The sequence below is a fragment of the Rhodococcus sp. P4_F3_2 genome, from assembly GCF_056401335.1.
The window spans coordinates 58,508-78,127 of the sequence record NZ_JBFUJN010000037.1; the positions used below are offsets into that span (position 1 = coordinate 58,508).

Here is a 19,620-nt window from a genome sequence, read left to right on the forward strand (position 1 = left end):
TGTGTCTCYGTGATTCGTGAGGTGTCAGGTGGTGACGCGGCGTTTGAACGCCGCAATGCAAACGTCGATCAGCAGGAATGCGAGAAGACTGATGCCGAGTAGCGGAACAAACCAGCCCACCAGTGCGGTTACCGCAACCAGCGCAACAATGCTGAGCGGGGAGAGGTTGCGAATCCCGCCGCGGGCAGGGGCCCGGCCGACAGCCCAGTCGGAGCCACGGGTGGGGCGTCGGCGCCACCACATGATGTAGCCACGAATGACCACGCTGACCAACGCGAGTGCCAGTGCGGTGAGTGCGATCTGGTTGGCAAGGCCGAACAGCAGGCCCATGTGGAGCTGGATTCCCCAAGCCGAAAGTTTGGCTGCGAGTGGCCAATCCGAGAACCACAACTCGTCGGTGACCTTCTGCGTCGCTCCGTCGATTGCGATGGTGTTGTTGCTGTACACCCACGGCTGACGCGTCTGGGCGACGGTGAACGCCGTCTCGGCGTTCGCGGGTATCGATACTTCGACCGGACCGGTGATCCCGTTGTACCTGGCGATACCGAGGACGGTGTCGACACGTCCGACGTTGGTGTCTGTCAGCGTGCCGGCGGCGGCGGGGGCCATGTCGTGACCCTCGTGCCCGCCCGTTGCCGGTGGTGGAGCGTCGCCGAGAGTTTTCACGACCGAGGGCGTCGTCCAACTCAATGCGGTTCTCAGATTGCTGACGTTCTCTCCGGCGTAGGTCGACCACGTGAGGCCGGTCGCCGAGAGGAAGACCAATGCAACTGCTATCCAGATGCCGACGACACCGTGCCAGTTCAGGGTCCGGCTTCGTCCGGCGGATGCTCGGTCGATCGTGAGCAATCGAGCGTTCCGGGCGGTGCGGTAACGACGGAACCAGAGGTAGACGCCACCGAGTGCGACCACCCACATCCACGACGCGGCCAATTCGCTGTAGAGGCGGCCAGGTTCACCGAGATGAAGGTGGCGATGCAGCTGAGAGATCCAGGTGCGCAGTGGCAACGAACCACTGCTTCCGTAGACCGCCAGCTCGCCGACCGGCTGTGCAAGCACCGGATCGACGAAGACTGCGAGCCTCTCCGATTCGCCCAACGACGGATCGGTGAACAGGACCCGCGTGGTCTCTCCGGCCGCAGGGGACGGACGTACTGCCGAGACGGTCAGGTCAGGGCGGTACTGCTGAGCGGAACGGATCTGGTCGTTCAGTGATGCGATCTGTCCGGTGGTGTCGGTCTGGAGGTAGTCGCTGTAGACGAACTTCTCGATGGTGGGCGCCATCGCGTAGAGACCACCGCTCAGCGCGGCGATGAGGATGAACGGCCCGATGAGGATTCCGGCATAGAAGTGCAGGCGCAGAATCAGCGGTCTGGCGCCGCCGACCTGCTTCTTCGGGGGAGAGCTGTCGTTGGAAGCGCGTGTCTGTGCGCGCTCCAATTCGGGTGCGGACATGCGTGTACTCGATCCCGCCGTGCGCCTTTATTAACCGCGGGCGGTTAATAAAGGCGCACAGCAAAGTGGCGCACGTATTCACGTGCGTGAGAGGAAAGGGAAGGTGAGTTACACGAATGCCGGTGGGCCGCGAGTGCCCAGGCCTGAGGTGAGAAGTTGACGCAGAACAACTTTGGCGCGGTATCGAGTACGGGCAGTGAACGGCGAGGGTTCAGGTGCCCACGGGCGCAATAGGACGGCGACGATTGCCGCCACCGTCGATGCCGCCACGACGTACCCGTGTTCTGCGCCGCGGATCAGAACTGCGCACACTCCGACGGCAGCGATGTGCGCTGCGAGCATCGGAAGCGACAGGAGCAGGCCGTGTTGATGATCCGAAGCGATGGTCAATGTCGCGTGACCGATGGCCTGACCCGCAGCGAGCATAAGGGCGAGCAAGAGGGCAGGGGATCGGCGAGTGTCGATGGACGTGACCACCGCGCCGACGCTCGCGCACGCGAGGATCAACAACACCACCGCGCTCTCGGACGGGGCCATGCCGCCGCCACCGAGCGCGTGGGCTGCGACGGAAACCGCGCCGGAGGTACCGCCCACGAAAGCGCCGCGCAGCTGCGCGACATCTTTCGGACCCGGCGTCATACGCGAAAGGATACAGGCAGCTACTACGAGGGCTAGTAGTCGAGCCCGGCCGAGTCGGTTTGACGCCGTCGACGGCAGTCAGGTCGCGCCACTCACATTCTTGCAATCCCTGTATACGAATGGTGCACGGTCATCGTTCAACGCTGTCGGTCATCATCCGTACTCGTATCCGGCGCTGCCTACAGATGAACATGACTGGAACTCGTGGTCTCAGATGAGTGTCGAGTCGTTTGCGGGCGGCGGGATCGTTCGGCCGAGCCTTCGCGGAATCATGACTGCCAACGGAGATTCTGCAAAAAAGATTTGGATTACCGAGTTCGGGGCGCCTACAAGTGGGACTCCCGACAGCGTCAGCGAAGCACGTCAACTCGAGATCTATCAGGCAGCGATGGCAGACAAGCAAACCAAGTCTTGGTTGGGGCCGCTCATCTTCTACCGTCTCAACGACTACGCGCCTTACGGGGCAACGACGGATCGAGAGTCGTATTTCGGCGCAGTGAGGTCGGACGGCACCGTCAAACCGAGTGGTGCATACGTGAAGAGTGTGCTCTGCCCGTGATGGCGGTCGAATGGTACGAGTGATCCGTAGGGTTGGGGGCACTTCGTTCGAGAGCGCGGAATTCTGCAGCAGCTGAACACTTGTCCATGAAGGGAGGGCGATCGCCCAGGTGATCACCCTCCCTTTTCTCGTTTGTTACCAAGGGATTTGCCCTGACATTGCGGAAGGCTGTTTTCAGCGGCAGATGAAGATATCTGTGCCGCATATCGTTACGACGTTCGTATTTGCTGAGATCGGCACAGGCGTGGGGACCAAAGTCATCGAAGTGMGGGTGTAACGGTCTGTTGTGCCGTGACGGTATTGAGCAGAGAACGGCAAGCCCGCCAGAGTGATAGCGTCCGAGAGGCTATGTCCGAAATGATTCCGAACTCGACCTAGGAAAACGGTGCGCAGCGATAACAACGGTTCGAATAACGGAGTCCTGGGGAACAACTCCGGAACGACTCAGGGCGACGGCCTTTTCGACGCGTCCGACGACGGTTACGCAACGTCGATTCGAACCGTCACCTTCACGCCGCAATTCGACGAACCTGCGGCAAAACCGTTGCCCAGTCAGCGGATGCGCCAGCAACGTCGTGAAGAGCCGTCCGATTTTCGGACCTCGACGCCCAGGGCTATGACCTCTGTCGACGATCTGGACATCATCAAGCGGGCGAAGCGTCCACCCGAACGCGGTTTGGGCAGTGTGTTGTTCAAACTCACCGGGGGTCGGATCAACACCGGGCAGTCGGCCGCCGAACTCGAACATCAAGCTCTGGTGCGCCGTGCCAACCGAACAGTGCGCGGCGTGTACAAGATTGCTTTCATCTCACTCAAGGGTGGTGTGGGAAAAACCACGGCGGCAAAGACCGTCGGTTCGACGTTCGCGTCGATCCGTGGCGATCGAATCGTAGCCATCGACGCCAATCCCGACCTGGGGACTCTGGCTGATCGTGAACGACGTGAACATCACCTGACCGTTCGTGATCTGTTGGCCGACGGTGACATTCGTACGTACAGCGATGTTCGCTACTACACCTCGCAAGGCGACAGCCGACTCGAAATCCTTGCGAGTGAGGCAGATCCGGAAACTTCGGAGTCTTTCAACGAGCAGGACTACCTCGATACTCTGCGAATTCTCGAGGTGCATTACAACATCGTCATCACCGACTGTGGCACCGGAATCATGCACTCGGCCATGTACGGAATTCTCGACGAAGCAGACGCTTTGGTAGTCGTCAGCCCGACGGCGCAGGACGGCGCCCGTAGTGCCGCAGCAACGCTCAGTTGGCTGACCAAGCACGGATACGCAGATCTGGTGAGCAGGTCAGTCGTGGCGATCAATGCGACGCGCCCGGGTTCGTCTTCGCTCGACCTCGACCAACTCGAGGACGTTTTCGCTCAGCGTGGAGTGCGAGCGGTCAAGACGTTGCCCTATGACGATCACCTCGGCGAGGGAGGTCCGATCGACTTGAAATTGTTGAACAAGCGCACTGCACGGGCATATCTGGAACTCGTCGCAGCGATTGCCGACGGTTTCCCGGACTCGGTGGGCAAGCACGCTTCTCGCTGAACGTGCTCGCCCCCGAATCTGATCATTAGGCCGGTGTTCAGGGGTGCCGAAGTATCGCGCCGTATCCGTCGGCGAGAACGAGGCGTTCGTCGATCTGTACCAGCTCGGTGCCGGTCCCGATTGCGATGTAGGGGAGTACGCGATCGGCGGGCCCGATCAGCTTTCCACTGGTGACTTCCTTGTCGTCGGGATCGGTGAGCAGCAGTGTCTCGACCTTGCCCTGCTCGAGGGCGTCGAGGACGCGTGCGGTCCCGTCGATGGAGAGGCCGGAGTCCCGGCCCTGCTCTGCGACGTAGCGTTCGGTTTCCGCATCCATTCTGCGTAGTCGCTGCGTGTCGATCAGTTCACGAATCGACTTCGACACCTCGGCGGGTGTCGAACCGACTGAACGCGAACCTTTTTCGACGTCCACCACCCGTAGCGTCGACGGTAGGAGCTGTGCAAAAGCTTTGCGGGACTGTACTTCTCCGATCACGACCACCAGTGCGACCTTGTGTTCGCGGGCGAGCGCCGCCGCGCGCTCCACGGCCTGTGTCAGGTTCTTTCGGATGTTCTCCTCCACGAGGCTTTGGCTGTCGGTATACCGCTCCTGGCCGCCCACGTGCGCCTTGTGGACCGGGAAGCCGTCGCCGTCTACCGTTTCGCCGTACACGTCACGCCCGCGAGCATCGCGCACGCACAGGTCCGCGCCAGTGTGGTCGACCTTTGCGATGAGGAACGGTTCGGTGTCGTATCCGTGTGCGATCAGTGGAATCAAGTAGGGCAGTTCGCCCAAGGTCGCGATGGTGGAGCCGGCAGGTTCGAGCAGAATATCGTCGATCAGCACTGCCTCGGATGTGGCGACGATCGCGCGTCCGGCGCGACCTGAGATGCCGTGATGGTTGTCCTTCACCTCGTCCAGTCGCACGATCAGCGATTCCGATGCTCCCTGTTTCGTCAGTTGATTGCGCATCGAGCGCCATTCGAGTTCGAAGCGCTCGCGTGCATCTTCCCGGTTGCGGACGTCTTCGAAGTACACGGAGGCAAACGGGCCGTCACTCGAACCGACCTTCTTCAGCCGCCCAGCATGCATGTCGGCTCCCTTCTGTAGTGGTCCTATGCCGCGTACCCGACAACTGGTGATTCGACACGACCGCTTTCAGTTCGCACGTTTGTTCGACTGCTGGTACTGTCTGTGAACGTGAGGGTGGTGCAGAGGGAAGCCTGCATCACCTTCACGCCAAGAACCCGGGACCTGCCGCCGACTGCCTTCGGTGGCAGGTCCCGATTCTGCTTAATCGGCGTCGTCAGTGCCCTTCGACCTGTCGGAACTCTTGCGCCAGTGAGTGAATCGTTCCTTGATGTCCGTCGCTACGTCGCCGACGCCGTTCCCGACGGCGCCCACGGCACCGCCCAATCCGCTACCGATGTCGCGCACCATCCGGACCAAAGGGTCCTCCGACTCGTCGAAGTTCTGCTTGTAGGTCTTGGCTGCATTCTTGAACTCGTCGCTGATCTTCGCTCCGTCGTCATCGCCGCGGCGGGGGTAGTTTCCGCGCAGAATCGCGGCGTAGTCTCCGCTGTCCACCCACTTCTTGAGTTCGGCGGCGCGAAGCACCGAGAACGGGTGAGAGAGCAGTTCGATGTTGAGGAGCTTGAGTACACCGTCGCGGAGGTCGCCGCTGGCGTCGTACTCGGCGGCCTGGGCAAGAAACGCGTCGATGTCGATTTCACTGACTCGGGATCCGCCAGCCAATTTCATCTGCACGCGAATCGCTGTGTGTACGTCCTGGCCGCACAGTAGTCCTGCACGATCGCCGGACAGTTCGGACTTGCGTTGCCATTCCATCAGGGCGGCGATGATCGCGCGCAGTGCCCACCCGCCGACCGGCAGCCATCCGATGGTTCCGGCCAGTCGCATCAAATGCATCAAGATGGTGCGATACACGGCATGGCCGGACAGTGCGTGGCCTAGTTCGTGGCCGATGATGAACCGTTGCTCCTCGTAGTTCATCACGTCCAGCAGACCAGTAGTGACCACCATGAACGGCTTGTCCATGCCGATGGTGAAGGCGTTGACCATCGGGGTCTGGAGTACGAACAGCTCTGGTGTCTCGTCGGCCTGCAGGATCTCGACGCAGTCACGGCGCAGATCGTTCAGGTCACTGAACTGGCGTTCGTCGACTCGCACTGACGTGGCGAGGTACATGAGGCGGTGCTGACGTTCTTGGAGCAGTCCGGACAGCGTCCGCAGAACAGTGTCGAACCCCCGAAGCGTCCGGAGCGTCACCAATGCGGCCCGATCGGCTGGGTGTTCCCACGCACGCGAGCTGATGTCCGGGAACTCGATTCGGGTGCGATCTGGTGCAGTGGTCATGGTGGCCCCTCACTTCGATGTGTGTCGACTCACCTCCAGGGTAACGACTAGTCGGTTTAGCGCGGATTTCCGGCAGCTCACTCGGTGGGCTGGGGGAGCGTGCAATCCGTGACTTTGGGGTTGACGCCGAAGTAGTTCAGCGGGCCGGCGATGACCGTGAGCGCGATGGTCCCGACGCCGGCGCAGTTGGTCGGCGAACTGCTGTAGTAGCCGCGTTGGCCGGCCGCGACGGCCCCGACTATCAGCCAGATCAGAACGATCAGAGTCACAATTCTCATCATGGCGGGCTCGATTCTTCAAATATTATGGTGCCCAGCGAAATACCCGGTCAGAGTGGGTATGAAACGCTCAGCCGACGGGTATCCCTGATGTATGCGGCTCGAGGCGGGCGTATCCGCCCGAGTGAACGCACTGAAGGAGCTTGTGATGATCATCCTCGGCGTAATCCTGCTGATTATCGGTTTCGTGGTGAACATTCCGATCCTCTGGACGATCGGTGTCGTCTTGCTGGTGATCGGAATCATCCTGTACGCGCTGGGCGCGGCCGGGCACGCTATCGGTGGTCGGAGGCATTACTACTGATCAGGGGGTCGGCCCGTCATGCGTATCCGTGCCAGTCGGGACGGTGCGCTCAACGGCACGTGCGATCAGTTCCCGCAGGCAGACCTGGCGAAGCGTCCGCTGTTGCCAGTCGCTGCCGCCGCCGGTCACGCATTTGTCGCGAAGTGCTGATTCCACGCTCGTGTACTCGCCTGTCTCGTCGAGGGAGTCACGGACATGGATCAGGAGTCGGTGCAACTGTTCCGTGGCCGAAATTCTTTGTGTGGTAACCGGATCGATCGACGCTCCCAGGACGCCTTCCTTCGCGGACACCCAGGTTGCGAGGCGGAGGTTCTCGAGGGAAGTGCGCGGAGCGACGACTCCTCGTTCGACGGCGCGCAGTGCAGTGGCGACCAGCGCGCGCACAAGTGCTGCAAGCAATACGGTGTCGTCGACCGTCGGCTGAACGTCGCAGACCCGGATCTCGACGGTCGGTAGGTGGCAGGAAGGCCGGATATCCCAGTAGGCCATCCGCTTGTCGAGCATCACGCCGCAATCCACCATCTTCGCGACCGCGGTGTCGAAGTCCCCGGCGGTCTCGAAGTACGGCGGCGGCCCGGCGACGGGCCACCGGGACCATTGGATCGCCCGCCAACTCGCGAAGTCGGTGTCGACTCCTTGGTGGATACGGGAGTTGGCGCTCAGTGCCAGCAGGGCAGGCAACCAGATGCGCACGTGATTGCAGACCTGCACGGCCTCTACTTGATCAGCGACGCCCACATGGATGTGGCAACCGCAGATACTTTGTTCGGCGGCGAGGGCGCCGAAGTGTTCGCCCATCTGGCGGTAGCGAGGGGAGTCGCTGATCTCGAAACGCGAAGGCCCCGAAAGCGGTGCGCCGACGGCCAACAGCCTGCAGCCGTTCAACTCGGCCGCTTTCGCCGCGAGCCGACGCATGTCGATCAAGTGGGTTCGGAGTTCGTCGATGCTCTGGCACACGGGAGAGTTGGTCTCGACTTGGCAGCAGGACAACTCGAGCTGAAGATCCAAACCGAGTGTCGACGCGGTTTCCGCAACCGCGGCATTGTCGGTGGACGGCAGCCAGGATGTCGGGTCGACGAGGATGAATTCTTCTTCGACGCCGACGGTCGGGGTCGTCGATTCGTAGCGGCCAGCGGTGAATCCGGTCGAGCAGGTGGCGCCCATGCTCGCGTCTACCCGGTCGGTCGAAGGCGGAAACCGACCCGAGGAAGCCCCGTTCTCGTCGGGAGAACGGGGCCTGTGGTCGGTCTTGCCAACATCTCGGAAGCGTCAACGAGCCCTTGCACACCGTATGAATCTGGGGACTGGCGTGCCTGGGAAAACGTACTGTGTCGGACTCGGTAAAACGAGACCCCAAGGCATGTCTCACCCCCGATTTCACCCTCATGCGAGGGTGACTGCACGCCCTTCGTCGAGGCGCGGATCGAGACCTGGTGGCCTGCGGCGGTCCAGTCGCGTTTTATCCGTGGGGCCGCCTTTATCGGGCAGATTTCGAGAAATACGAACCCATCTAAACTAACGTCCAGCATTCGGATGTGAAGTTCTGGCGAAGTGTGGGGACTCGGTGAGTCAACAGACATTTGATCAGTTAATCGCGTGCACAGTATCCACTGAAGATATGTAATTTTCGAACTGGTATTGCGTTTCATCTGCGAGAATATCCAGTGGTCATGGGTGAAAGTCAGAAGGTGGGAGAAAGTGCCTGGGATTGTGTTGCTAACGGTTCGTTATCGCCGCCGAATGCCCACCATGTATGTGGATGGCGCCTCTTGGAAGCGGGAAAACTGCGTGTCATCCGTGTCGCAACTTCCTCTGCCTTGTGGTCTTGGATTGAGAGTTTCACCAGGAGGATCTTTCGTAATCGACGCGTCCGGAAATTTTTCTCAAGATTTACCCACTTGCGAATTAGGGAATTTAATTGGTTGTGGAAAGTGGAAATATTGCGGGTGGGAGCTGTTATTTGCGGTGATTTGCTCATATCTTGCTGAGTGAGGTATTTGCAACCGAAGTGCCACGTGGTCGAGAAATAATGCTTTTCATGCTTTACATTGGAAATTGCAAGATGCACGTTTCATCCTCCAGTGTTAAACGAAAGGACGAACGCAATGGGTAGCTTGGAAGATTTCGACATCGCGGCACTTCTTCAGAAGGTCATCGCATTCTTCGACGGATTCTCGTCGGACGAGACCGAGCCCCCCACGGGCTAAGACTTGGCGAAGCCGCTGTGCATCCGGATGACACTGGAAGCACAGCGGCTTCTCTGTGTCCGGACCTCATCTGTCAACCCAGTCGGAGACTGTCGCGAAATCTCAACCTTCTATCGTTCTAGCTGGTCGCATCCTTCTGGATCAGGAGCATCGCGTCGTCGACCGGATCGAAGTACAGAGCCGGATCGGCAACCAGGGCAGCGTCGTCACCGTGAGTTTGCATGGTGACGACCCAGGCGCGATCGTCGTGTTCCACGTAGTAGGCACCCGCAAGGACCCCGATGGAGCTGCCGCCCTTGAATCCGCCGTAGGTGAACCATTTCGCGGACTCGTCACCGAGCGCCGGATCTTCGGCCAGTATGTCTCGAACCGGTGCACCGCTCTCGGTCTTCGCCATCTCTTGCAACGAGACCAACGCGGCACGCAGGTCGGCGGGCGAGGCGAACCAGTCGATGTCGAAAGGCCATGCGGGGGTGGTGAATGCTGACGCCGGGATGTCCACCAGGCCGCCAGGTAGTGCCGCCAGTATTGCTCGACGCTCGTCCGGGGTTCCGTCGCGCCAGGCGATACGTTGTGCGCCATCGTTGCCCCAGCCGAGTTGGAACAGTGCGCGGGTCGGCTTCAGTGGAATGTTGAGCGAAGGATCCGCCATGCCCATCGGGGCGAATTCGGCCTCGACCTGCTCGCGCCCGACAGCAGCGATCAGCATGTCGGTGGCGGTGTTGTCGCTGATCGAGATCATCTTGCCGGCGGTCTCCCGGACCGTGACTTCGGTTCCCGACGGCAGGTCCTGCATTGTCCCGCCGGGCATCGACTTGAGGTCGTCGGTGATGGTGAGCTTCTGATCCCACGAGAGTGTCCCGTTCTGGACAGCCGTCGCGACCGCGCCGAGAACGTACAGCTTGATCGTTGACCCTGTGGGCTGTGGTGAGGTGTCGCCGACGCCGAAGACTTCGGCGTTCTTTCCGCCGGTGACCTCGGTGACGGTCAAGTTCGTCGGCGCGGGAAGTGCTTTGACAGCTGCCTCGAGCTCTTGCCACGATGCGGCAGGCACATGATCGTCTTTGGTCGGTGTTATCGCCATTCCAAGGACCAACCCGTTGCCGTCGACGACGACGTTTATGTCGAACGCGCCGCCGGTGGTACTGGTGATGGAAACGGTGCCGTCGGTATCGCCTCCCTTATAATTCACTGTTGTCCAGGGCTGTCCGGCTCGGATGGACTCGAAGTCCGGAGGCGTCAGGACAACTGGTGCGGTGGGTCCGAAGTGCTCGGCGATTTCTTCCTGGGGCAATGGCGCGCTCGTGTTGAACGCACTGAGAAGCCAGCTGATCTGCTTGCCGACGGGGCTGTCGGGGATCGTGACTGTCGTGGGTGTCTCGGTGGCGGAGACCTTTGTGCTGTTGTCCGAGGTTTGTGCAGAATCCGGCCCGGAAGTACATGCGGCGAGGGCGAATACCGCTGCGGAGGCAAGTGCCACCAGCGTGAGCGGGCGACTCTTCCTGCGTGTGTGTTCGAGTTTCATGGACTCATTTCATCAGCGTTCTCTTCGGCGCGCGTCCGTCTGAGGTGTAGACGTACTCAGCCTGAAGTACTGAATCGGTTCATCCTCGAGTACCGTCAACTACTTGTCGTGGTGACACGCATAGTGAAGCTGGACAAAACGGAGAAATACTGCACCCGAGTAACTTTCGTGAGGACTGCCCGAGTTAGTTCTTGGTCGCGGCCAGGAAAGAAGGCTGCGTCGACAGTGCGGCGATCTCTTCGGGGAGATCAGGAATCCGGCGATCGTACAGATCTGCCAACTCCACCGAGCTGAAGCGTCGGACGGTCCAATTGTGTTCAGTGAGCCACCGGCCGGGATCGGATCGTTTGTCGCTGTAGAACAGTTGCGAAATGTCCAGGTCTCCGAACGGGTTCTCGGCAAAGTACTTGGATCTGATGGTCGCCAGCTTCTTCGGGTCCGTGCCGGCCGGAAAGTCGTTCACTGCCAACCGACTACCAGTGGCCGAGAGTTCGTCGATCCGCTCGAACAGGGCGTCGTGGGCCGGGCCGGGGAGATAAGCGAGCAGGCCTTCTGCGGACCATGCAGTAGGTTCCTTCGGATCGAAACCCGCCTCCGCGAGCGCAGCCGGCCAGTCGTTGCGCAGATCCGTAGGCACAGTGCGTCGATCAGTTTTCGGCTGGGCGTCGCGCGCCGCGAGCACTTCGGCTTTGAACTCCAGTACCTTTGGTTGATCTACTTCGAACACTGTGGATTCTGAGTTCCAATCCAGCCGGTACGCACGCGAATCCAACCCCGCCGCAACGATTACCGCCTGCTTTACTCCGGATTCGGTTGACGACAAGAAGAATTCGTCGAAGAACCTGGTTCGCAATCCCATGAAACCGCCGAAGGGTGTGTCGTCGAGGAGTGCCGGATCTTTCAGAAGAGCTGTGAAATGCGGCTCCGCTGCAGCTTCTACGAACCACGATGCGAACTTGTCTTCGATGATCGCGTCCGAGCGGGCGCTTTCCAATGCGCGGAAGGTCGCCACTGCAAGCGCGGTGAGTCCGACGCTACTGACGATGTCCCACGTATCTCCATCGCTCCGCATTTTCTGGGTGTCCTTCCGCTCTGGACGACTGAGCCGAACCCTCTCGACTTTACGCCCGAGCGACCCCTTGCCGCCTGGAACGGAACGGTCGGAACTGGGGCGCGAACAACAACGAGCCGGCATCGGAACATTTTGTAGTGCAAGGCGTTCGGTTTGAAGTCAGCCCTGCCAGGAATCTGCCAGGGTTGTGCCAGTGGACGGCCAGGATGCAGGACTTCACTGGTGTGTGCCCCGTTCGGGACAGCCAGAGAGCGTCTGGAGAAATCTTCGGAGAAGGGATCGATCATGACACGACTATCCGCACCGGAACAACGTAGGAAGTACTTCTGGACCAAGCTCGCGGTGACGGGTGCGGTATTGACCGTACCCATTGCCGTGCTCGCCGCACCGGCCTCGGCAGATACTGTGAATCATGATGTAACACAGGCCGATAACAGTTGGTACGGAGATCAGGGGGGCGATCACTCGCACGATTGGGACCGTGGTGGAAACGGCGGCTGGAACCAGGGTGGTAACTGGAATCAGGGCAACGACTGGGGCAATCAGAACCAATGGCAAGGCGGGCAAGATCAGGCACCCGCGCCGACAGTGAACCCCTTCGCCGGACTGTTCGGATCCAGCTGATCCCCCGGCTACACGACGAATTTCGGGTCGAGAGAGATTGTAAGCCCATGTTGCAGGAAGGCTCGCTCGAGATGTTGGCCGCCGCGGCACGGAGCGGTAGCGATGAAGCCATGACCGATTTGTACGCAGTGTTTCGCCCGATGGTTGTGCTGCGGTGCCGCGCCGAGCTTGATCGGGCCGTCTCCGACTCCGCCGCGGATGCTGCATGCATCTCTGTTCTCACGGCAGTTTGTGACGGATCGGCGGCGAATCAGCCTTTCCTGCGCCTGCTGTACGTGAGTACAAGCGTCGCGATTGCTCGGGCGGCATCCGACCGGTTCAGCAGTGGGCCGCTCCCGCCTCCAACAGCGCTCCCGGTTGTCGAACGCGATGTCCTGGTGTTGCGGTTGATCGTCGGCCTCGACAGTGAGGCGACGGCAACATCGCTCGCCCGTACGACCGACCAGGTGTCACTCGACCTGCATCGTGCGCTGCAGCGCCTGCGAAAGTTGAGTTCTCCGAATGCAATCAGGGAGACGTTGGTGTCTACCTGAGGACGTTCGGAATGCGCAGGTTCAGGCGGGAACGGATCCCTGCCTTACCGGCCGGCGATGTATTCGATCGACGGTCCGGCGGTCCAACCACCGTCGACGGCGATCTCGGAACCTGTTGTGTACGAGGCATCGTCGGAAAGTAGGTAGGTGACCGCACCGACCAACTCCTCCGGGCGACCGACACGGCGATACGGATTGTTGGGGAATGCGCCCTCTTCGAGGCTGATGCCCGTCGGCGCAGTCATGGGGGTGAGGACCATGCCGGGGTGTACGGAGTTGACCCGAATCTTGTCGCGACCGAGTTCGACGGCGGCGATCTTGCTCAGCCCACGCACGCCCCACTTGGCTGCGCCGTAACCGCTGGTCAGAGCCATGCCCATCAGGCCGGCGGCCGAGGAGATGTTCACGATGGATCCGCCGCCTGCTGCCTTCATGAACGGCACCACCGTGTGGATACCGGTGTGTACGGACACCAGGTTGATCTGGATGATGCGTTGGAACGTCTCGAGCGGTTCTTCGGCGACCGTCTGGCCGGAAGCCGAGATTCCGGCATTGTTGACCAAACCGTTGATCGCGCCGAATTCGGATACCGCGTACTCGGCGGCGGACTTCCAAGACGTCGGATCGGTGACGTCGAGGTGAACGTAACGTGCTGCGTCGCCGAGAGATTCGGCCACTGCTCGGCCGTCGTCGTCGAGTAGGTCGCCGATGACGACGCGGCCGTTACCCGCGACGATGCCGCGCGCAAACGCTTCGCCCAGGCCGCGTGCGCCGCCAGTGACGAGAACGATTTTTCCGGAGAGATCCTGAGTCATGATTGTTCCTAACCTGTTGGTGTTGCGAGATATGGCTTCGAGAACGCGCCGAGCGCGCGGGTGATGGCCTTGGGTGCGGGGGTCCGGAGGTCTGCCATCTCGCGCAGTGCGGCCACTACCGCCAGTGTTGCCTGGCCCGAAGCCGCTGTCGTGTCGAGCGAGCCTTCTGGCCGATCGATCAGACGTGCAACTTCTGGGCGGATCAGTTCCATCGTCTCGAAAGTTGCTGATTCCCACACTCTCCGGAGTGCCGCGTCATCGAAGATGATGGGCATCAGTGACCGAGTCATCGGCTCGAAGGACTCGCCGACCGATGCGATAAAGGCCGTCTTCACTGCCGCTGAGAGTCCGAATTCGCGGGATTGCGCGCTGAGGGCGGTGGCAAGACTGCGGTTTCCCTCGTCGAGCATCGGCCAGATGCTCTCTTCCTTGGTGGCAAAGCAACGATAGAAGGTGCGCTCGGAGATTTCTGCCCGTTCGGCGAGCTCCGCGATGGTCGTCGAAGTGTCGCCGCGTTCGACGAAAGCGGCAGCGCAACTCTGCGAGACGCGGAGAAGTAGTGCAGTGCGGCGGGCTGTTGCCATATCCGCACTGTACCAAAAGTGGCAGAAACTGCCACAAGCTGTGCCGGTCGGTCAGCCGGTGCTGCCTTCGATGCCGGATACCTCCTGTTCAACGGCGCTCTTGATGTTCAGCAGCGTCTTGCGGATGTTGCCGCGCTGAAAGTCGGCGAACGTCTTTCCGCCGGTGGCAACCTTGTCGAATATGTCGGCCGCAAAATCCGGCCAGCCCCGTCTGTCGTCGATCCACGTTTCGGTAACTCGGGTTCCACCGGGGACGGGCTGAAATCGGTACCGCCAGGTTGCAATAGCGGCAGAGATTCGTGGCGTGGCAAGGCCGATCTTGTGAACACGGAATTCGAACAGTTTCCCGGTGTCGGCAGCGGTGACGGTGCATCTTGTGGTCCACTGCGCGCGCCCACGTTTGTTGTGCCCGTCGAACTCCATACCCAGGAAAGCGCTTTCGCGGTCTCCCCGCAAGGTAGCTCCCAGGTTTTCGGGACTCCAGTCGCCCATGCGAGTGGGATCGCTGATGAGCTCGTAGAGAGAAAGCGCGTCGACATTGACGACGACGTTGTCGGAGACGGTGAGTTCGCGAGCCATTTCGGTTTCAGTTTCTTTCTGTCGAACGTGGATGGAATCGGTGCTGATTATTACCCGTGCGGTTTCAGTTGGATCTTGACCGCGCCTTCCTGCTTTTTCTGAAAGATCTCGTAGGCGTGTGGCGCCTGATCGAGCGGCAGCTGATGAGTGGAAAAGGTGTCGACGCCGAGTGGGTCGTCATCAGTGAGCAAAGGCATGATGTCGTCTACCCACTTCTTGACGTTCGCCTGACCCATCCTGAGCTGAATCTGCTTGTCGAACATAGTCATCAGCGGCAGTGGATCAACCATGCCGCCGTATACACCGATCAGAGAAATCGTCCCCCCGCGCCGAACGATGTCGATGGCCGAATAGACCGCACCGAGTCGATCGATTCCTGCGTTACGCATCGCAGGCGCGGCAAGAGCATCGGGAAGGAGTCCGACGAACTGCTGCGCGAGCTTTCCGATCGGAGACCCGTGAGCTTCCATTCCGACAGCATCGATCACCGAATCGGTTCCACGGCCGTTCGTCGCATCTCTGACTGCGTCACCGATCTTGCTGCCGTAGTCGTCGAGATTGAGGGTTTCGATCCCGCGTTCGGCAAGGCGTGCAAGGCGTTCGGGTACACGGTCCACGCCGATTACTCGAAATCCCTTGTGGTGAGCGATGCGGGCCGCCATGTCACCGATCGGTCCGAGACCGAGGATGGTCACGGACCCACCCGGCGGGATGTCGGCGTATTCAACCGACTGCCAGGCTGTGGGAAGCACGTCGGAGAGGTAGACGAATCGCGAATCCGCGGGACCTTCGGGAACTTTGATGTGTGTGAAATGTGCTTGCGGTACTCGAAGGTACTCGGCCTGCCCGCCTGGCACCGAGCCGTACAGCTCGGAGAAGCCGAACAACGCTGCGCCCGTTCCCTGATCGCGGACCTGAGTCGTCTCGCACTGTGTGTAGAGGCTCGAATCACACATGAAACAGTTGCCACACGAGATCTGGAACGGGATCACGACGCGGTCGCCTATCTCGAGATTCGTGACTTCCGAGCCGACTTCTTCGACGATGCCCATCGGTTCATGACCGAGAATGTCGCCGGCATTCATGAACGCACCCAGAGTCTCGTACAGGTGCAGATCGGATCCGCAGATATTCGTCGTGGTGACCTTGATGATCGCGTCACTGGGTTCGACGATCTTCGGGTCCGGAACCGTATCGACGCTTACTTTTCGTTTGCCTTGCCAAGTCACTGCGCGCACTGGGATCGACCTCTCATCGTGGAAATGCTGTTCGCAGTCACCTGCCCGAAAGCGCTGAAATGCAAACAAAACCGGTGAGGGTTGCGGGAAGTGCTGAGAGCGTTAGATTGAGAGGGAGGCGGGCCGAGGCTCCTGAAAGGCGGCACGCCGTATGACTGACAGGACCAAATGACGGGGATGACCGCATGACCGAGAAAGACAACAACGACCAGTCGCCCAAGGGTGGGCACCCAGGGCCCGTGGACAAGGGCGGCGACGGCGGAATGGCAACTCGAGAACAGGCGCCTGAACTGGTCGAGGAGACCTCCGAGAAGAAGTCCGACGACAAGTAGTTTCCTTTTACTCCGCGTTGGGTAACAACGGGGATAGGCCGCATCGGACCGTCCCGGAATCAATGCGGGCGAGGTTCCTCGAGGTTGAGCAGCCAGCCACGGGAACCGCCTTAAGCATCTCCCAGTTCGTGGTTCAGCCGGGTTAGAAGTTCAACCCTGTAACAGCAAGTGATCGAACCGGGTCCGCAGAAGTGTCGGGACCCGGAAATCGTCCAGCGTGCGAACTATCAACTGCTCGGCAACATCCCTGAGTTTCACGTTGGTCTCCTGCGAACGCCACACGAGGATGTCGAAAGCTCGATCGGCAGAGATTCCGTAGATCACCATGAGCATGCCTTTGGCTTGCTCGATCACCCCGCGAGAAGCAGTGATTTCGTTGACCAGCACGTCGACAGATGCTTTCACCGTGCTGTCCAGGGTTTCGGTGACGTCGATGTAGAAGCCTGAGCTGCCGACCACAGCACCCGACTCGTCCACGACGCTGTCGCCGACGACGATTACCGAGTGAGTGTCCCCTGCGGTGTCGATGATGCGGTGGCGGCTGCTGAACGGGCCGCCTGAAGTGCGGATGGCATGCAGTGTCTGGGCAACGTGTCTTCGGTCGTCGGGATGCTTGTGCGCGAGCATCAATTCCGTCGTCGGAGCCACTTGGTCGGGTTCGTATCCGTGAATCCGTGCGACTTCGTCCGACCACTCCCACCGGTCGCCGTTGCGGTGATAAAGAAAGCCGCCCACCCGGTGTGGAGCCCCCGATCCCGACGTTCGCCCCAACCCGTCCTCGTTCACCACACACGCCCCCTCGTTCTCGACCTCGTCCCAACCGGCGTACTCGCCAGTTAGTTATATCGGACAAATCCGGCGGAGGTGGTGTCGGTCCCATATTTCGGAGCACCGTCTGGATCGCTACCGCATGGGTCGGGGAAACCGGCGCTCAGAGAACGTGGCGACGGTCCCACTTCAGTCGCGGCTGAAGCAGTGTTGCCGCTGTGTCCATTCGGTGATCGCCGCCGCGATGGCCGCAGGCTGATCCTCGGGGGCGAGATGTCCTGCGGGACCGCACTGTTTCACCTCGAGGTTTGCGATATTCGATCGGCTCCACGCGACTTCGTCAGGTCCGATCATGAGAAGTTCGGCGGGGCCGCTGAAGGTGAGAAGGAGTTTGGGTACCTCGCTGCTTTCTGCGAGCCAATCGCTGTACGCCGCCACTCGTGCATTCACGTCGCCGGGACTTCCTTCGACGGGGAAGGACCGTGGCCACTCGAGAAGGGGCCGGCGACTCTCCGGCGAGGGGTAAGGGGCGCGATAGGTTTCAGCATCGGTCTCGGACAGCTCTCCGAGAACTGTTCTGTGAAGCGCAATTTCGAGGAAGAAGTTTTCGTCGAGTACCTTGGTCTCGCCGATGCCGGGAGCTCTCAGGGCCTCGACCCGCGCTCGTGCGTCTCCCGGGAAGTGCTCGTCCCAGGTCATCGGACGGAGGATCGTTTCGAAGAAGGCAACACCTCGAACGCGTTCGGGATGGCGGGCAGCCCAGTCCAGTGCAAGTGCCCCGCCCCAGTCGTGTCCGACGAGTACGACGTCGTCGAGCTCCATCTGGTCGAACCATGCGTCGAGGTAACGGGCGGTGTCGAGAAAACCGTAGTCGATTGGCGGTTTGCCCGACGCGCCCATTCCGATGAGGTCAGGGGCAAGCGCTTGGCCGAGATTTCCTATCTGCGGGAGGATGTTTCGCCACAGGTAGGAGGATGTGGGGTTCCCGTGGATAAGTACGAAGGGTGTTCCGTCTCCGCACGAGCGGTAGGCCACAGTCGAGTCGAGCACGGGAATTGTGGGCATTGCGACTCCTCAAATAGTTTCCATGTACCCTAATTTAGATAGTAGCCATGTATTCTATTTGAATGCAAGATCGAGAAATATGGACGACGGGGTCGCTGGTGTGGCACCTTGGCTTGCGCTGGCGGGCGGGGGTTGACCGAGCGATCGCGCACCTCGGGTTGACCCACGCCCAGTATTCGGTGCTCGCGTCTCTCCATGGTCTGGTGAGTGCGGGGGAGAGGCCTAGTCAGCGAGAACTCGCCGCGCACACGGGGTTGCAGCGAATCTACATATCCAAGCTCGTGCGAGCGTTGGAGAAGAGCGGGTTTGTTGTCAGCGAACGAGACAGTCGCGATGCGAGAGCCGTTTGCCTCGATCTCAGTGACGAGGGGAAACGAGTCATAGAACTCGCTAAAGACATTGTCCGCCAATTGGATGCAATGAATACGGAAGTGCTGACGAAAACCGGTGGGCGGGAACTGGCCGAGCTCCACCGCGCCCTCGGTGCGTTACTCGACGCCACCGAAGCAGGAGATGGATAATGCGCCGGTCCGCTTCGTGGCGCAACCGATGGTGATCGTGTGCTGACTCGGTCCATAGGACGTTCGTTGGGGGAGCGGCGGAAGCGTCGATCCCCCAACGAGCCCTATTGTCTAGCTGTCGATCGTCACGGTGTCACGTTGATCGGTGTGGCCGATGCGAACTGCAGTGTGCCGGACATGGTTGCCGTGCCAGTGGCCGCGGCGGGGCAGACGGGCCCGGTGCCGGTACGCGTGTAGTTCACAGTGCCGGTGTTGCTTGCCACGACGCGCTGGTTGGGAATATCGAATGGCAGCGGTCCGATATTGCTGGCCCCGACGGTGACTGTGCACGTGGATCCGGGCATCGTGACGACTGCGCCTCCTGCAGGAATGACCAGGGATCCCTGAGCCGATCCGGTGTCTGCCGAGACGTTCAATAGCCACGAGCCGGAGGTCGTGACCACAGCGGGTAGGCCGTTAGCCTTGCACCCGGTCAGGCTGCGGGTGCCGATGTTTACGTTGATCCCGCCCGTGCCGGTGGTGGAGTTACCCGGCGCCGCTGGGATGGTTCCGGATCCCGTCGTGCTGGAGCAGGTAAGCGTGATCGTGCCAGTCTTGATACTGAGATTGCTGCT

23 protein-coding genes are annotated in these 19,620 nt (G+C 60.6%); 7 read left to right on the forward strand and 16 right to left on the reverse strand.

The features are described 5' to 3' along the window. Positions 1-24: 24 nt before the first annotated feature. Together AC1DWA_RS28030 and AC1DWA_RS28035 are read right to left on the reverse strand one after the other, a co-directional pair. Complete coding sequence (locus AC1DWA_RS28030; RefSeq protein ID WP_264613980.1) at positions 25-1,455, reverse strand: PepSY-associated TM helix domain-containing protein; 1,431 nt, start codon at positions 1,453-1,455, stop codon at positions 25-27. Positions 1,456-1,563: 108 nt separating this feature from the next. Further along, positions 1,564-2,094: a hypothetical protein gene (locus AC1DWA_RS28035; protein WP_020906463.1), complete on the reverse strand. Its 531-nt coding sequence runs from the start codon at positions 2,092-2,094 to the stop codon at positions 1,564-1,566. Positions 2,095-2,308: 214 nt separating this feature from the next. Here AC1DWA_RS28035 and AC1DWA_RS28040 point away from each other — a divergent pair, with 214 nt between their 5' ends. Then, positions 2,309-2,653 carry a hypothetical protein gene (locus AC1DWA_RS28040; protein ID WP_020968637.1) on the forward strand — a complete coding sequence of 115 codons (345 nt, stop codon included), beginning with the start codon at positions 2,309-2,311 and terminating at the stop codon, positions 2,651-2,653. Positions 2,654-3,038: 385 nt separating this feature from the next. After that, positions 3,039-4,205 carry a MinD/ParA family ATP-binding protein gene (locus AC1DWA_RS28045; protein ID WP_069147083.1) on the forward strand — a complete coding sequence of 389 codons (1,167 nt, stop codon included), beginning with the start codon at positions 3,039-3,041 and terminating at the stop codon, positions 4,203-4,205. A 37-nt stretch (positions 4,206-4,242) separates the two neighbouring features. Here AC1DWA_RS28045 and AC1DWA_RS28050 read toward each other — a convergent pair whose 3' ends face one another. From AC1DWA_RS28050 to AC1DWA_RS28060, 3 genes are all read right to left on the reverse strand, one after another. Then, on the reverse strand, positions 4,243-5,277 hold the full coding sequence (locus tag AC1DWA_RS28050; RefSeq protein ID WP_069147084.1) for a baeRF2 domain-containing protein: 1,035 nt from the start codon (positions 5,275-5,277) through the stop codon (positions 4,243-4,245). A gap of 201 nt (positions 5,278-5,478) precedes the next feature. Beyond that, positions 5,479-6,561, reverse strand: a complete 1,083-nt coding sequence (locus tag AC1DWA_RS28055; protein ID WP_019747189.1) for a M48 family metallopeptidase — start codon at positions 6,559-6,561, stop codon at positions 5,479-5,481. 77 nt (positions 6,562-6,638) lie between these two features. Further along, entirely contained in the window at positions 6,639-6,842 is a 204-nt protein-coding gene (locus AC1DWA_RS28060; protein ID WP_003945456.1) for a hypothetical protein, read from the reverse strand. A 145-nt stretch (positions 6,843-6,987) separates the two neighbouring features. Here AC1DWA_RS28060 and AC1DWA_RS28065 point away from each other — a divergent pair, with 145 nt between their 5' ends. After that, positions 6,988-7,143 (forward strand): DUF6131 family protein, encoded by a 156-nt coding sequence (locus AC1DWA_RS28065; RefSeq protein ID WP_003945912.1) that lies wholly within the window; start codon positions 6,988-6,990, stop codon positions 7,141-7,143. Here AC1DWA_RS28065 and AC1DWA_RS28070 read toward each other — a convergent pair whose 3' ends face one another. The 4 genes from AC1DWA_RS28070 to AC1DWA_RS28085 form a co-directional block, all read right to left on the reverse strand. Beyond that, entirely contained in the window at positions 7,144-8,307 is a 1,164-nt protein-coding gene (locus AC1DWA_RS28070; protein ID WP_477846280.1) for a carboxylate-amine ligase, read from the reverse strand. It abuts the gene before it with no gap. Positions 8,308-8,824: 517 nt separating this feature from the next. Next, complete coding sequence (locus AC1DWA_RS28075; RefSeq protein ID WP_477846279.1) at positions 8,825-9,211, reverse strand: hypothetical protein; 387 nt, start codon at positions 9,209-9,211, stop codon at positions 8,825-8,827. A 257-nt stretch (positions 9,212-9,468) separates the two neighbouring features. After that, positions 9,469-10,875, reverse strand: a complete 1,407-nt coding sequence (locus AC1DWA_RS28080; RefSeq protein ID WP_283384790.1) for a serine hydrolase — start codon at positions 10,873-10,875, stop codon at positions 9,469-9,471. 184 nt (positions 10,876-11,059) lie between these two features. Further along, a complete protein-coding gene (locus tag AC1DWA_RS28085) occupies positions 11,060-11,947 on the reverse strand; it encodes an SAM-dependent methyltransferase (protein ID WP_029537649.1) in 888 nt (295 codons plus the stop codon). 285 nt (positions 11,948-12,232) lie between these two features. On the opposite strand from AC1DWA_RS28085, the gene AC1DWA_RS28090 reads away from it, so the two are divergent. Further along, positions 12,233-12,571, forward strand: coding sequence for a hypothetical protein (locus AC1DWA_RS28090; protein WP_021333190.1), 339 nt, complete (start codon positions 12,233-12,235; stop codon positions 12,569-12,571). Positions 12,572-12,618: 47 nt separating this feature from the next. After that, complete coding sequence (locus tag AC1DWA_RS28095) at positions 12,619-13,104, forward strand: RNA polymerase subunit sigma (protein WP_019747197.1); 486 nt, start codon at positions 12,619-12,621, stop codon at positions 13,102-13,104. Between the two features lie 44 nt (positions 13,105-13,148). On the opposite strand, the gene AC1DWA_RS28100 is transcribed toward AC1DWA_RS28095, so the two are convergent. Genes AC1DWA_RS28100 through AC1DWA_RS28115 form a run of 4 tightly spaced genes read right to left on the reverse strand, consistent with a single transcriptional unit; the run spans position 13,149 to position 16,320 of the window. Continuing rightward, positions 13,149-13,919, reverse strand: coding sequence for a glucose 1-dehydrogenase (locus AC1DWA_RS28100; protein WP_097387771.1), 771 nt, complete (start codon positions 13,917-13,919; stop codon positions 13,149-13,151). Between the two features lie 8 nt (positions 13,920-13,927). Continuing rightward, positions 13,928-14,503 (reverse strand): TetR/AcrR family transcriptional regulator, encoded by a 576-nt coding sequence (locus AC1DWA_RS28105; protein ID WP_477846278.1) that lies wholly within the window; start codon positions 14,501-14,503, stop codon positions 13,928-13,930. A 51-nt stretch (positions 14,504-14,554) separates the two neighbouring features. Continuing rightward, positions 14,555-15,082, reverse strand: a complete 528-nt coding sequence (locus AC1DWA_RS28110) for an SRPBCC family protein (RefSeq protein WP_047889159.1) — start codon at positions 15,080-15,082, stop codon at positions 14,555-14,557. 50 nt (positions 15,083-15,132) lie between these two features. Next, on the reverse strand, positions 15,133-16,320 hold the full coding sequence (locus AC1DWA_RS28115) for a zinc-dependent alcohol dehydrogenase (RefSeq protein WP_019747201.1): 1,188 nt from the start codon (positions 16,318-16,320) through the stop codon (positions 15,133-15,135). Positions 16,321-16,505: 185 nt separating this feature from the next. On the opposite strand from AC1DWA_RS28115, the gene AC1DWA_RS28120 reads away from it, so the two are divergent. After that, positions 16,506-16,652 (forward strand): hypothetical protein, encoded by a 147-nt coding sequence (locus tag AC1DWA_RS28120; RefSeq protein WP_019747202.1) that lies wholly within the window; start codon positions 16,506-16,508, stop codon positions 16,650-16,652. A gap of 150 nt (positions 16,653-16,802) precedes the next feature. Here the strand turns inward: AC1DWA_RS28120 and AC1DWA_RS28125 are convergent, their stop codons facing one another. Beyond that, positions 16,803-17,441 carry a PAS and ANTAR domain-containing protein gene (locus AC1DWA_RS28125; protein ID WP_019747203.1) on the reverse strand — a complete coding sequence of 213 codons (639 nt, stop codon included), beginning with the start codon at positions 17,439-17,441 and terminating at the stop codon, positions 16,803-16,805. A 168-nt stretch (positions 17,442-17,609) separates the two neighbouring features. Continuing rightward, the gene (locus AC1DWA_RS28130) at positions 17,610-18,485 is read right to left on the reverse strand and encodes a haloalkane dehalogenase (RefSeq protein WP_060938310.1); all 876 of its coding nucleotides are present in this window, start codon (positions 18,483-18,485) and stop codon (positions 17,610-17,612) included. A gap of 62 nt (positions 18,486-18,547) precedes the next feature. Between AC1DWA_RS28130 and AC1DWA_RS28135 the strand changes: the two genes are divergently transcribed. Then, positions 18,548-19,006 carry a MarR family winged helix-turn-helix transcriptional regulator gene (locus AC1DWA_RS28135; RefSeq protein WP_446837323.1) on the forward strand — a complete coding sequence of 153 codons (459 nt, stop codon included), beginning with the start codon at positions 18,548-18,550 and terminating at the stop codon, positions 19,004-19,006. A 125-nt stretch (positions 19,007-19,131) separates the two neighbouring features. On the opposite strand, the gene AC1DWA_RS28140 is transcribed toward AC1DWA_RS28135, so the two are convergent. Beyond that, a partial coding sequence (locus tag AC1DWA_RS28140) for a hypothetical protein (protein ID WP_477917351.1) occupies positions 19,132-19,620 on the reverse strand: 489 nt, incomplete at its 5' end.

Excerpts from the sequence above, each read along its gene's own strand:
- AC1DWA_RS28030 (WP_264613980.1), bottom strand. The coding sequence starts at position 1,455 with ATGTCCGCACCCGAATTGGAGCGCGCACAGACACGCGCTTCCAACGAC.
- AC1DWA_RS28035 (WP_020906463.1), bottom strand. The coding sequence starts at position 2,094 with ATGACGCCGGGTCCGAAAGATGTCGCGCAGCTGCGCGGCGCTTTCGTG.
- AC1DWA_RS28040 (WP_020968637.1), top strand. The coding sequence starts at position 2,309 with ATGAGTGTCGAGTCGTTTGCGGGCGGCGGGATCGTTCGGCCGAGCCTT.
- AC1DWA_RS28050 (WP_069147084.1), bottom strand. The coding sequence starts at position 5,277 with ATGCATGCTGGGCGGCTGAAGAAGGTCGGTTCGAGTGACGGCCCGTTT.
- AC1DWA_RS28055 (WP_019747189.1), bottom strand. The coding sequence starts at position 6,561 with ATGACCACTGCACCAGATCGCACCCGAATCGAGTTCCCGGACATCAGC.
- AC1DWA_RS28060 (WP_003945456.1), bottom strand. The coding sequence starts at position 6,842 with ATGATGAGAATTGTGACTCTGATCGTTCTGATCTGGCTGATAGTCGGG.
- AC1DWA_RS28065 (WP_003945912.1), top strand. The coding sequence starts at position 6,988 with ATGATCATCCTCGGCGTAATCCTGCTGATTATCGGTTTCGTGGTGAAC.
- AC1DWA_RS28070 (WP_477846280.1), bottom strand. The coding sequence starts at position 8,307 with ATGGGCGCCACCTGCTCGACCGGATTCACCGCTGGCCGCTACGAATCG.
- AC1DWA_RS28080 (WP_283384790.1), bottom strand. The coding sequence starts at position 10,875 with ATGAAACTCGAACACACACGCAGGAAGAGTCGCCCGCTCACGCTGGTG.
- AC1DWA_RS28085 (WP_029537649.1), bottom strand. The coding sequence starts at position 11,947 with ATGCGGAGCGATGGAGATACGTGGGACATCGTCAGTAGCGTCGGACTC.
- AC1DWA_RS28090 (WP_021333190.1), top strand. The coding sequence starts at position 12,233 with ATGACACGACTATCCGCACCGGAACAACGTAGGAAGTACTTCTGGACC.
- AC1DWA_RS28095 (WP_019747197.1), top strand. The coding sequence starts at position 12,619 with ATGTTGCAGGAAGGCTCGCTCGAGATGTTGGCCGCCGCGGCACGGAGC.
- AC1DWA_RS28100 (WP_097387771.1), bottom strand. The coding sequence starts at position 13,919 with ATGACTCAGGATCTCTCCGGAAAAATCGTTCTCGTCACTGGCGGCGCA.
- AC1DWA_RS28105 (WP_477846278.1), bottom strand. The coding sequence starts at position 14,503 with ATGGCAACAGCCCGCCGCACTGCACTACTTCTCCGCGTCTCGCAGAGT.
- AC1DWA_RS28110 (WP_047889159.1), bottom strand. The coding sequence starts at position 15,082 with ATGGCTCGCGAACTCACCGTCTCCGACAACGTCGTCGTCAATGTCGAC.
- AC1DWA_RS28120 (WP_019747202.1), top strand. The coding sequence starts at position 16,506 with ATGACCGAGAAAGACAACAACGACCAGTCGCCCAAGGGTGGGCACCCA.
- AC1DWA_RS28130 (WP_060938310.1), bottom strand. The coding sequence starts at position 18,485 with ATGCCCACAATTCCCGTGCTCGACTCGACTGTGGCCTACCGCTCGTGC.
- AC1DWA_RS28135 (WP_446837323.1), top strand. The coding sequence starts at position 18,548 with ATGCAAGATCGAGAAATATGGACGACGGGGTCGCTGGTGTGGCACCTT.